This is a genomic window from Apilactobacillus intestinapis, assembly GCF_049166695.1.
Taxonomy (GTDB): domain Bacteria; phylum Bacillota; class Bacilli; order Lactobacillales; family Lactobacillaceae; genus Apilactobacillus; species Apilactobacillus kunkeei_C.
This window is the reverse complement of the sequence record NZ_JBMHFD010000006.1, coordinates 29,009-40,594: the sequence shown is the minus strand read 5'-3', so window position 1 is coordinate 40,594 and position 11,586 is coordinate 29,009. Positions and strand designations below refer to the sequence as shown.

Sequence of the window (11,586 nt, the reverse complement as noted above, 5' to 3'; positions counted from 1 at the left end):
ATCCAAGAGGACGAATAAATCGCGGTGCCACCTCAATTCCTAGCATTCTCACGAATACTAGCTCGAGAAGTTGTAATAACTTCAGCGTTAACGCCGCCAACGATTTTTTCTACTCATTTCGAAAAATGACTCTCAGGTACGATTTAACTACCGTGCTACTCACTCTCATAACCGTGAGCTTCCTGTGAAACACTCAATAATTAAAATTCCTGTTCAACGTCTTATTTGATTGTCACTTATATTAATACCTTCTTAGAAAAATTGCAACACTTTAATTTTATTCTAATGAATCCCAAGGGGCTAATTCGACCGCAGATTGGCTTAGTAGCGCGGTTTTATCATTAGATAAATATTTTTTATTTATTACAATTTCGTATACATATTCGTTCATCCAACCATCATCCATGATGAAATATCCATTGACACCATTCTTTGATCCCCATGAATTTTCCACTTTCCATTTAGTTGGTTTTTCATCGACTAAATCGACACCAGTTAATGCAGTGGCGTGTGAAACGCAAGCTTCATGATATTGTAGACGTTCTTTTTTGCTCATTGATAGATCAACGTCAAAAAGTTCGTCGTAATGGTATAGATTTTCAGATAGGAAGCCTTTTTTACGGTCAGATTGACGCGCAATGTCGTTAGCGAACCAAACGGCTTGACCGTCCTTTAATTGCGCAATTGCGGCATTTTTTAGGTCTTCCATTGGTAGGTTCAAGAATTCAATCTTTCTACCATCAACGACGTTTTCTTGCGCTGATAAGCGATACATCTTGTCGTATTCCTTGTCAGGAGAGTTACTTAGGACAACGTAATCGTCTAAATCAGCATCTGATAGGTACTTTTCATAGAATGCCTTAGGGGTTAAGTCACGATCAATGTGGTAATTATCGTTATCATCCCTGTATTCAAAGTCAAAAGTCTTTGGCGGTACACCAAGTGAGTACGCAGCAATCTTGTAAACTTCGGCTAGCATTTGTTCTCTAGCATCATGGATGTCTTCTTCAGACACACCGTCGTTTACCATGTTACGTAGTTTGAACGCATCGCTTCTTAGCTTGTAATTCAAAATTGATTTCAAATCACCGGTACTTTCGGAAACGTTGGTTTCACTAAAGGCAGTGGTTGGCACAACACCGTATTTTTGAACTAATGCTACGGCCATCGCCCATTGACCACCATCTGCACCTGGTCCCACTTCTAGGAAGTATTGAACGGTACGGTCATCTAGTGGCTTGTCCGCAGTGTTTACGATGCGGTCGTAAAAGATGTTAGCACGTTCAATCTTATCCCAGAAGAATAGATAGTTTTGTGATAGTTCGAAATCTTTAACGTTGTACTTAGCGCCAAATTGGTGCTTTAAGGTGTTTAATAACGCAAACATCCAGCAACGACCTGATTGTTTTTGATTTGACACCTTACCAGTTTTCACTTCAACAGAAAAGACGGGATTTAGTTTTTCAGTGGCGGTTTCATCGTATGAAACATTGCCAATTCCATTTTGTGTTACGGTTCTTTCCAAAATCGCATTGGTAGGATTTTCTTCGTAGGCCGCACGTAATTCTTTTAGATCTTGTTCGGTAATTTTTGTTTCAGTCATTATCTACGTCCTCCTTATACCGCTGCCCAAGGGTCTAAATCGACTGGGGTTTGTTCTAGTAATTGTCTTTGTGAATCGGTTAGGTACTTCTTATTAACGATCACTTCGAAGACGTTATTGTCCATCCAGTTATCAGCCATTACGAAGTAACCCTTTTCGCCGACCTTTTCACCCCATGAGTTTTCGACCTTCCACTTAGTTGGTTTGTCATCGATAATGTCGACACCAGTAAGTGTCATCGCGTGGTTAGGAATGTTGTCGTAGTAATCCAAACGTTGTGCCTTGTCCATGTTCATGTCGATATCGAATAATTCGCAACGTCGGTATAAATCATCGTCTAATAGACCGTTTTGACGGTCTGATTGTTCGGTCACGGTGTTGGCAAACCAGACAGTTTCACCATCCTTTAATTGCGCAATGGCAGCGTTTTTTAGCACGTCCATTGGCATGTTTAAGAATTCAACTTGGCGACCACCAACAACATTTTGACCGGACTTGTTGCGGAATAATTGTTCCATCTTACGGTTAGGATAGTTACCCAAAACAACGTAATCATCCAAATCAATTTCGAAGTATTTATCGAAGAATTGTTTAGGTGTGACGTCTGCATCTACATGGTAGTTTTGCTTGTCATCACGGTATTCAAAGGTAAATGTTTCACGTGGAACACCACATGCGAAACCAGCAATTTTGTAAACTTCTTTTAGCATTTCCTTACGTTTTTCGGCGATTTCAGCATCACTTTTTCCGGCATGAATCATGTCGCGTAACACCATTGCGTCACGACGTAACTTACGGTTCAATACTTCCTTTAAATCGGATGTATCTTCGGTTACGTTACTTTCAGGAAAGGCTGAAGTTGGCATTACACCATACTTTTGAACTAGTGCAACGGCCATGCCCCATTCACCACCATCTGCACCCGGTGCAGCTAAGTAGCAACGAAGTTCACGATCATCGAAAGGCTTATCAGCAGTATCGATAATGCGATCGTAAAAGATGTTGGCACGTTCTACCTTATCCCAGAAGAATAGGTAACTTTGTGATAGTTCAAAGTCCTTTACGTCGTAGCGTTTCGCAAAGTCATGTTTTAAAACGTTTAACAATGAGAATAGCCAGCAACGACCCGAACGTTTTTGGTTTGATACCTTACCAGTATCGATTTCTACGGAGTATGTGTGGTTTAATTTGGCCACTACTCGGTTATCTTTGGCGGTATTGTTGATGCCGTTTTTCATAACGGAACGTTGTAATACCTTGTTTTTTGGATCATTATCATATTTTTCGCGCATTGCATCAAAGGACTCTTGCGTTAACTTAGTATGAGCCATTAATTACACCCCTAATTAGCTTATTAATCAGTACTCCAACCAATAGTCTTATCGAATTGAATACGACCGTTGGCTTCGTCATCCATCGCTTGATTGATAACATCAAAGGCCTTTTCAAGTTGTTCTTCGGTAATTACCAAAGGTGGTTGGAATCTAAGCACATTTCCCCTAACGGTAATCATGATTACCCCTAGTTCAAACATACGATAGATTAGTTTTGTCGCTACTTTAACGTCTGCTTTTCCAGTCTTGGGGTCGACGATATCAATCCCACCGTCTAGTCCGTACATTCTAACGTCACCGACAAAATCGTACTTCTCTTTCATTCTATCAAAGAATACTTTAGATTTAACACCTAAACTCTCACTACGTTCTAGTAGATGTTCGTCTTCAATGACGTCGATTGTGGCCATGGCAGCCGCTGTTGTAACAGGGTTTCCGGCCGTGGTGTACACATTTGCGGGTGCTTGAAGTGATTCGATAATTTCTTTTTTACCGATTACGGCACTTAGTGGCAAACCGGAAGCAAGAGATTTCCCAACAGTCATAAGATCTGGATAAATTCCGTCAAATTGTTGAATTGACCACCATTTACCGGTACGTCCCATCCCTTGATTAACTTCATCAATCGCAAATAGGATGCCGTGTTCGTGGGCAAATTCGTATACTTTCTTTAGGTACTTTTCTGGTGCTTTAACGATTCCGCCATCACCTTGAATTGGTTCAATCAAGATGACCGCAACTTCGTCAGCAGGTAAATATGTATCAAATGGTAGCTTAAATTCTTCAAACATACGGTCTACGAATTCGTCTTCTGTTTCATATGGTTCGCGGTACCATGGACTTGGGAATGGTACTTTATAGAATCCACTCATTAATGGTCCCATCTTACGATTCATGTTCAAACTAACGCCAGAAGCACTCATTGAACCGTATGTAGAACCGTGATATGCTCCAGTAAAACTAACAACGTCTTGGCGACCGGTATAGCCACGGGCAAACTTGATTAGCGCGTCATTGGCGTCTGATCCAGAGTTCCCCCATGATAATTCAGCCGGACCATCGATTGGTGCTAGTTCGGTCAATCGTTTGGCCAGTTGAGCTGCCGGTAAGTTCGCGAAGTACGCCGGAGTATATTGGATTAGCTTTTGAGCCTGTTTGGTGATTGCATCAACCACATGCGGATGACTATGACCAGTATTCGTTGAGGATGCGCTCGCTAATAAATCAATGTATTCGTTTCCTTCGACGTCCTTTAAAATCGCACCTTCACCCGATTCAATTACCATATCAAAGTATTTGATACGTGAAGCTGATGCGAAACTTTCGTCTTCGTCATGCAAAATTTCTTGATTTTTCATATTGAACACCTCATTCCATATATTTATTAGAAAACGATTAATTTCTAATCGTTTTCTAATTTAATTGTCATTAATTATATCTGACTGATTAGAGTTGTCAACATGTGGATAACTGATTTGAACGTTACATTTAAATTAAATCAATCGATTTAGCTTGATATTTCTGTATTTACTGGTAAATTATTATATATATATGAGAATATTTTTACATTCCCAGGAGGAAACGATATGAAAAAGAAAGTCGCCGCTGCATTTGCAGCTGTAGGTGCCGTATTTTTAATCGGTACTACCGTCCATGCATCCGCTAAACAAACATACACTAACCGAAGCGAATTCGTTAACGTCTACAAATATGGAAAGTTAAATCACGGTCGTCACACAATGATGAGATACCGTTACTTTAAACGAATTGGTCACATGCACGTGGGTAACCGCGTTCGTTTCAACGGATCAAACTTCCTATTCTTACCAAAATTAGGTGGTTATGTTCCTGAATACCAATTAAAGCTTGTAAAGCCCGTTAAAAAGATTAAAAAAGCTAAGAAGGTCGTTGTTAAACCTAAGAATACCACTACTAATACTAAGAAGAAAAAAGCTACCAAAGAAGTTAAGAAGATGGTCATCACCGATACCAGTGCTTCAGGTTTAAGCCTAAACAACCGTATGCTTGATGATTCAACAGTTGCTCAACCAAAGCAAAACGTTGCTGCAACTAAGCAACAATCAGCTCAAGTAGTAGATCAATCTAAACAACAAATGGTTAATCCTAAAGACGAAAACCGTCCATTCATGGATCGCCACGATGATTTCGATCAATCACGTGTTAACGACCAAAAGGCAACTCAAAACAATACCACAGACGGTTCAGGTGCTGCTCTAAGTAACAACAGCGTAGCTGCTACTACCACTTCTTCAGTAAATGACGGTGCAACTACTACCTTTACTACAACTAGTACCGCATCAAACAACAAATAAATAACCAACAAAAAAAGCGTTGAATTTAATTCAACGCTTTTTTATTTTGTAAATCATTAATGTTGTAACGCTGTGTGGCATTTCCTGACCATGGGAATGAGTACACAACTCCTAATACTTTTCTTTGTTCAACAAATCCCCAATAACGGCTGTCATTTGAGATTGATCGGTTATCACCTAAAACAAAGTACATCCCTTTAGGGACAATCTTTTCATCTTGGTCATCTACCCATTTTTCTCTGGATAACTTGGTAATATCCCAGTTCTTAATGACATCAGTTTGAAATTTGTAGCGTGTTCCCACGCTCACCTGTTGCTTACTAATATAGTTTTGCTTGTAGAGCTTGTTATTGATGTATAGTTTGCCGTTTTTATAGACGATTTTATCGCCAGGCATCCCAACTACACGCTTTACGTAGTATGTAGTGGCGAGTTTGGTAGGATCCTCGCCGAACGCGTCAAACACAATCACGCTATTACGTTTAATCGCTGCTTGTTTCATCACCAAGACTCGTTGTCCCGTATGTAAGTTGGGGTCCATCGAATGACCATCAACCTTAACTACAGTCGCAAAACTCTTGATAGCAAACCAGGCCAGTACCAAGAATAACAGGTAGATAACCCATGATAATAAACTTTTTTGTTTAGCAGTTAATTTCATGGATTAAATTCCCCTCTACTTAGCTAGATCATTAACGTTATGACGGTGCTTAGCAGTACCTGACCATGGGAATAATTTGGCTACTCCCAATACCTTAGATTTCTTTACGAATCCCCAGTAACGACTGTCGTTTGAGATGCTTCTGTTATCACCCAATACGAAGTATTCACCCTTTGGTACAACCTTCACATTTTGGTTGTATACCCATTTAGAGCTAGATAAGCTGGAGATACTCCAGTTTTTGATTTGATTGTTGGTATCAAAGTATCTAGTACCAACACTTAGTTCCTTTTTACTGATGAAACTTTGATCAGCAACCTTGTTGTTAACGTATAACTTACCATCTTTGTATGAAACGGTATCACCTGGTAGACCGATAACACGTTTTACATAGTAGTCCTTGGCGGTAGCGGTAGGATCTTCGCCGTGGGCATCAAAAATGATAACACTGTTACGTTTAATGTCGGCTTGCTTTAATACCAACATCTTTTCTCCGTTGTATAAGTTAGGATCCATTGAATGACCATCGACAGTTGCCATTGTGATGAAATGGACAACTGTTAGGTAAACCCCACCCAACACAACTAGGTAGATTAGCCAGCTAAGGCATTCTTTTAAAAATTTGTTTTTAGTATTTTTGGTAGATTTTTCCATTTTTTCGTTGCTCCTAATTTTGATAATCCCATTGTATCATTATTTCACAAATTGTTTTAAATAATTTCCTTGTGATAATTCGCACTTATAAGTATAATTTAATTGTTAATATTTTAATTACATGATAAAAGGAATGACCCAGCATTAATAAAATCAGAAAACTCAACATACATAAGAACATCCTCGGGGCCTTCTTCGTATGGTTTTTACTATCAGTCCTATGGGGAATATTCAACATTGATAAGGAAGCAATGTCACTGCATGTGATTTTAAAAGCAAACTTTGTAACCGCAATCCCACAAATGCTAATTTTTATCGAAGTTGCGATTCTTTACTCAATCATTTCAATGCTACGTACCAGAATCTTCTTAGCATTTTTATCAATTTATACCGTCTATATCGATGCTTTAAACATGTCCGCAGTAATTATATACATAATTGATGGAAACTACGCATACGCAATTTTTTGGGCTGCTATGTGGATTCTACTAACCAACTCAATCGTTTGTTTCACCGTATCAGCAAATCACTCGATTTTAAAACATCGATCAGTAAAAATTAAGCGCGAAAAATCATCAGAATACTTCAAATATCAATTCACATTACTTAAGAATGTCTTGGTTCCAGGAATCGTTTCATCATTTTTATACACGATTTTAAATAGCTGCATTCGTTAACAAAAAAATCCGTCTAAACAACGTTTAGACGGATTTTTCTTTTATCTACTTTTTGATTTTAGCGATTTTTCCTTGTTGAATGTAAACACCTAAGATGGCAACATCTGAAGGGTTAACTCCTGAAATTCTAGAAGCTTGAGCCACAGTACGTGGTCTAATCTTTTCTAGTTTTTGACGAGCTTCGGTAGCTAAACTGTCGATTGCATCGTAATCGATGTCATCGGGAATCTTCTTAGCTTCCATCTTCTTCATACGAGCAACGTTTTCCTCGGCCTTCTTGATGTATCCAGCGTACTTAGTTCTGATTTCAACTTGTTCTACCACACGACGACCTAATGGCTTTTCAGCTGGTTCGATGAACTTCAACAATGTGTTGTAAGTTACGTATGGACGACGTAGGAATACAGAGGCCAAGATACCATCCTTAAGTGGCTTGTCACCGTGATCTTCAACGAATTCATTTACTTCATCACTTGGTTTGATACGAGTGTGATCTAAACGGTCTAATTCCTTGATAACGGCTTCTTTCTTTTCTAAGAACTTGTTGTATCTTTCGTCTGAGATTAGACCTAATTCATGACCCTTTTCAGTTAGGCGGAAGTCAGCATTGTCGTTTCTTAGAAGTAAACGGTATTCGGCACGACTAGTTAGTAAACGGTAAGGTTCGTTAGTTCCCTTAGTTACCAAGTCATCAACTAACACACCGATGTATGCTTCGTTACGTTTTAGAACCATTGGGTCCTTACCTTGAGCACGTAAAGCAGCATTGATTCCGGCGTATAGTCCTTGTCCAGCAGCTTCTTCGTATCCTGAAGTACCGTTGGTTTGACCGGCAGTGTATAGGTTCTTAACAATCTTAGTTTCAAATGTTGGTTTTAATTGGTAAGGTGCTACGACATCGTATTCGATGGCGTAACCTGGTCTCATCATTTCAGCATGTTCTAGTCCAGCAACACTGTGTAACATCTTTTGTTGTACTTCTTCTGGAAGAGAAGTTGAAAGACTATCACAGTAGTATTCGTTTGTTTCACGACCTTCAGGTTCCAAGAAAACTTGGTGTCTGTTCTTGTCGGCAAAACGAACAATCTTATCTTCGATTGATGGACAGTAACGAGGTCCAACCCCTTCAATCACACCGGTAAACATAGGTGCACGATCTAGGTTGTCACGAATGATTTGGTGAGTGTGTTCGTTGGTGTAAGTTAACCAACATGATAGTTGATCCTTAACTGGAATGTACTTGTCATCAGGAGTTTCAAAACTGAAGTGGTTAACTTCTTCATCCCCTGGTTGTTCTTCTGTCTTAGAGAAGTCAATTGTACGACCGTTAACACGTGGAGGTGTACCGGTCTTGAAACGTTTCAATTCAAAACCTAATTCTTCTAGGTTTTCTGACAACTTCAATGCAGGTTGAGAATTGTTTGGACCTGAAGAGTATCTTAGTTCACCAATGATAATTCTTCCACGAGCTGCGGTTCCGGCACAAATAACAGTTGTTTTTGAGTAGTACTTAGCACCTGTGAAAGTCACAATACCCTTGCAGACACCGTCTTCAACGATTAATGAATCAACAATTCCTTGTTTTAGATCCAAGTTAGGTTGTTTTTCGATAGTTTCCTTCATTGCACGGTGGTAAGCGTGCTTGTCAGCTTGTGCACGTAATGCACGAACGGCTGGACCCTTACCAGTGTTTAGCATTCTCATTTGCACGTAGGTCTTATCGATATTTCTACCCATTTCCCCACCTAGTGCATCGATTTCTCTAACCACAGTTCCCTTGGCTGGTCCACCAAGTGATGGGTTACATGGCATAAATGCAACCATGTCCAAGTTAATTGTGATTAGCATTGTTTTGTTTCCCATTCTGGCTGAAGCAAGCGCAGCTTCACTACCAGCATGTCCGGCACCAACGACGATAACGTCGTATTCGCCGGCATCGTATTGGATATTTTCTTCGCTTACGATTTGGCTCATTTGTTTTCCTCCATTAAAAATGTTTCACATGAAACAATTGACTATTTTCCTAGACAGAATTGGCTGAATAATTGATCTAATAGCTCACCGTTGTAGCTATCACCTGTAATTTCACCAAGTGATTCCCAACATGCGTGCATGTCCATTTGAACTAAATCAACCGGTAGACCTTCATCCAATCCGTTAATTACGCTGTTTAATGATTCTTTGGCATTGTGTAACAAACTAACGTGTCTGGCGTTTGTAACCATAACGTCGTTTTGTGAGCTTTGAATTCCTTGGGTAAAGAATAGCTTAGCAATCATTTCCTCAAGTGGTTCAGTTCCGTTGTCTTGAATGGCAGAAGTAGTAATCACGTTTTCTGCACCGACTAGACTCTTAACTTCATCAACATCGATTTGTTGAGGCAAGTCAGTCTTGTTCAAGATCACGATTCGCTTGGAATCGTTGGTTAATTCGATTAATTGACGATCTTCGTCAGAAAGTTTTTCAGAGTAGTTCAATACCAATAGCACTAAATCAGAACTAGCGATGGCCTTTCTTGAACGTTCCACACCGATTTTTTCAACCTTATCTTCGGTTTCACGGATTCCGGCAGTATCGACTAATTTCAAAGGAACACCCTTAACGTTAACGTATTCTTCCAACACGTCACGTGTGGTTCCTGGAACATCTGTAACGATGGCCTTATCTTGGTGTAACAAGTGGTTTAAGATACTTGATTTACCAACATTTGGACGACCAACGATAGAAGTAGCAAGTCCATCCCTTAGAACTTGTCCTTGCTTGGCAGTTTCTAGTAGTTTTTCAACCTTAGCTTTTAAATCAACCGCATTTTCCTTCAATAACTTAGAAGTCATTACTTCGGCATCGTCATATTCAGGGTAATCGATGTTAACTTCGACATTTGCTAAAACGTCCAAAATTTGTTGTCTAAGCGTTCTAATTAGTCTTGAAAGGTTTCCTTCAAGTTGGCTTTCGGCAGCCTTCATAGAGCGGGTAGTTTTGGCGTCAATAACATCCATGACCGCTTCTGATTGTGAAAGGTCAATTCGTCCATTCAAGAATGCACGTTTAGTAAATTCACCCGGTTCAGCAAGACGGGCACCATAACTTAAAATCAATTGAAGAATGGTATTAGTAGCTAAGATACCACCGTGACAGTTAACCTCAATCACGTCTTCACATGTATAAGTCTTTGGTGCTCTCATTACTGATACCATTACTTCGTCAACGTCTTCGTTAGTGTCTGGATCAAAGACGTGTCCGTAATTAATGGTGTGTGAGGCAACCTTGTTTAAGTCCTTACCTCGATAAATTTTACTAATCACCTTTAAAGCGTCATCCCCACTGATTCTAACGATGGAGATCCCCCCTTCACCAGGTGGTGTTGAAATCGCTGCGATTGTATCAAAATCTGTAGTCGTTGCCATGTTCCTCTTCCTTTCTTAATTATCAAAATCCGTTTTGTGGCCTAGCGCACAAAAAAAGTGCCCACTCCACGCCAAAAAAACTCAGCATGGATAAAGCACTTTGACTACTTCATCTATCTCTGATAAGAATGATACCTTATATAATAAAAACTTTATCCGGTTTTGTCAATTTATATGACTATCCTTGTGGTTCTACAACGACAGCACGGTAAGGTTCGCGACCTGATGAGAATGTGTTGACGTATAGATTGTCTTCTAGTTGGTTATGAATAACCTTTCTTTCGAAAGAAGGCATTGGATCTAGGTATACCGGTTGTCCTGTAGCGACCGCTTCTCTGGCTGTTTTTTCAGCTAATTTCTTCAAAATTTCAGTACGGCGGTGACGGTAATCGGCTGTATCTAGTTGAATTGATAAACGGCTGTATCCGATGTGGTTCAAGTAGATTTGTGCCAAGTTTTGTAAAGCATTGATGGTTAGACCATGCTTACCGATTAATAAACCTTCTTGTTCGGTCTTGAAGTTAATGCGAGCGAACTTTCTGTTAATAATCTTAGGTTGTAATTCGGCTGAAACGCCCAATTCTTCGATGATTGGCTTCAAATAAGCCACTAGATCTTCCATGGCTTGTTCATTTGAATGATGACGTTTCTTTGTTTCGGTTGTTTCTTCTGGTTGATTGTTAATCTTAATATTTTTTGTTGGTGTTGCTGCGATTTCTTGAGAGTTTGATGCATTTTTATGGTTTTTAACGTCGATTTCGACGATTGCATCACGTTTTCCGATTCCAAAAAAGCCTTTACGGTTTGTTTGAACAATGTTGATATCAGCATTGCTCTTATCAACGTTTAGTGACTTTAGTCCTTCCTCGATCGCTTCACTGACTGTTTTAGCAGTAAATGTTGACATGTTGGGACTC

At 39.6% G+C, this 11,586-nt stretch carries 10 protein-coding genes and 1 other annotated feature; of the genes, 2 read left to right on the top strand and 8 right to left on the bottom strand.

All coding sequences use genetic code 11. From position 1 onward, the window contains the following. Positions 1-3: 3 nt before the first annotated feature. Positions 4-226, bottom strand: a binding site (T-box leader). Positions 227-277: 51 nt separating this feature from the next. Genes ACOMA7_RS05020 through ACOMA7_RS05010 form a run of 3 tightly spaced genes read right to left on the bottom strand, consistent with a single transcriptional unit; the run spans position 278 to position 4,295 of the window. Beyond that, the gene (locus ACOMA7_RS05020; protein WP_421392363.1) at positions 278-1,603 is read right to left on the bottom strand and encodes a C1 family peptidase; all 1,326 of its coding nucleotides are present in this window, start codon (positions 1,601-1,603) and stop codon (positions 278-280) included. A 14-nt stretch (positions 1,604-1,617) separates the two neighbouring features. After that, a complete protein-coding gene (locus ACOMA7_RS05015) occupies positions 1,618-2,934 on the bottom strand; it encodes a C1 family peptidase (protein ID WP_421392361.1) in 1,317 nt (438 codons plus the stop codon). A gap of 23 nt (positions 2,935-2,957) precedes the next feature. After that, positions 2,958-4,295 (bottom strand): aspartate aminotransferase family protein, encoded by a 1,338-nt coding sequence (locus ACOMA7_RS05010; protein ID WP_301945775.1) that lies wholly within the window; start codon positions 4,293-4,295, stop codon positions 2,958-2,960. A gap of 228 nt (positions 4,296-4,523) precedes the next feature. Here ACOMA7_RS05010 and ACOMA7_RS05005 point away from each other — a divergent pair, with 228 nt between their 5' ends. After that, positions 4,524-5,270 (top strand): hypothetical protein, encoded by a 747-nt coding sequence (locus ACOMA7_RS05005; RefSeq protein WP_421392357.1) that lies wholly within the window; start codon positions 4,524-4,526, stop codon positions 5,268-5,270. Between the two features lie 25 nt (positions 5,271-5,295). Here the strand turns inward: ACOMA7_RS05005 and lepB (ACOMA7_RS05000) are convergent, their stop codons facing one another. After that, entirely contained in the window at positions 5,296-5,931 is a 636-nt protein-coding gene (gene lepB, locus ACOMA7_RS05000) for a signal peptidase I (protein WP_301945773.1), read from the bottom strand. A 15-nt stretch (positions 5,932-5,946) separates the two neighbouring features. After that, complete coding sequence (gene lepB / locus ACOMA7_RS04995; RefSeq protein ID WP_301945772.1) at positions 5,947-6,585, bottom strand: signal peptidase I; 639 nt, start codon at positions 6,583-6,585, stop codon at positions 5,947-5,949. A gap of 263 nt (positions 6,586-6,848) precedes the next feature. On the opposite strand from lepB (ACOMA7_RS04995), the gene ACOMA7_RS04990 reads away from it, so the two are divergent. Then, entirely contained in the window at positions 6,849-7,262 is a 414-nt protein-coding gene (locus ACOMA7_RS04990; RefSeq protein ID WP_414827177.1) for a hypothetical protein, read from the top strand. A 45-nt stretch (positions 7,263-7,307) separates the two neighbouring features. Here the strand turns inward: ACOMA7_RS04990 and mnmG are convergent, their stop codons facing one another. From mnmG to jag, 3 genes are all read right to left on the bottom strand, one after another. After that, the gene (mnmG, locus tag ACOMA7_RS04985; protein WP_301945770.1) at positions 7,308-9,236 is read right to left on the bottom strand and encodes a tRNA uridine-5-carboxymethylaminomethyl(34) synthesis enzyme MnmG; all 1,929 of its coding nucleotides are present in this window, start codon (positions 9,234-9,236) and stop codon (positions 7,308-7,310) included. Positions 9,237-9,277: 41 nt separating this feature from the next. Then, a complete protein-coding gene (mnmE, locus tag ACOMA7_RS04980) occupies positions 9,278-10,669 on the bottom strand; it encodes a tRNA uridine-5-carboxymethylaminomethyl(34) synthesis GTPase MnmE (RefSeq protein WP_041152678.1) in 1,392 nt (463 codons plus the stop codon). 178 nt (positions 10,670-10,847) lie between these two features. Beyond that, the gene (jag, locus tag ACOMA7_RS04975) at positions 10,848-11,576 is read right to left on the bottom strand and encodes an RNA-binding cell elongation regulator Jag/EloR (protein ID WP_301945769.1); all 729 of its coding nucleotides are present in this window, start codon (positions 11,574-11,576) and stop codon (positions 10,848-10,850) included. Between the last annotated feature and the right edge of the window lie 10 nt (positions 11,577-11,586).

Bases quoted from the DNA above. Each gene is read 5' to 3' on its own strand.
- ACOMA7_RS05020 (WP_421392363.1), bottom strand. From the start codon at position 1,603: ATGACTGAAACAAAAATTACCGAACAAGATCTAAAAGAATTACGTGCG.
- ACOMA7_RS05015 (WP_421392361.1), bottom strand. From the start codon at position 2,934: ATGGCTCATACTAAGTTAACGCAAGAGTCCTTTGATGCAATGCGCGAA.
- ACOMA7_RS05010 (WP_301945775.1), bottom strand. From the start codon at position 4,295: ATGAAAAATCAAGAAATTTTGCATGACGAAGACGAAAGTTTCGCATCA.
- ACOMA7_RS05005 (WP_421392357.1), top strand. From the start codon at position 4,524: ATGAAAAAGAAAGTCGCCGCTGCATTTGCAGCTGTAGGTGCCGTATTT.
- lepB (WP_301945773.1), bottom strand. From the start codon at position 5,931: ATGAAATTAACTGCTAAACAAAAAAGTTTATTATCATGGGTTATCTAC.
- lepB (WP_301945772.1), bottom strand. From the start codon at position 6,585: ATGGAAAAATCTACCAAAAATACTAAAAACAAATTTTTAAAAGAATGC.
- mnmG (WP_301945770.1), bottom strand. From the start codon at position 9,236: ATGAGCCAAATCGTAAGCGAAGAAAATATCCAATACGATGCCGGCGAA.
- mnmE (WP_041152678.1), bottom strand. From the start codon at position 10,669: ATGGCAACGACTACAGATTTTGATACAATCGCAGCGATTTCAACACCA.
- jag (WP_301945769.1), bottom strand. From the start codon at position 11,576: ATGTCAACATTTACTGCTAAAACAGTCAGTGAAGCGATCGAGGAAGGA.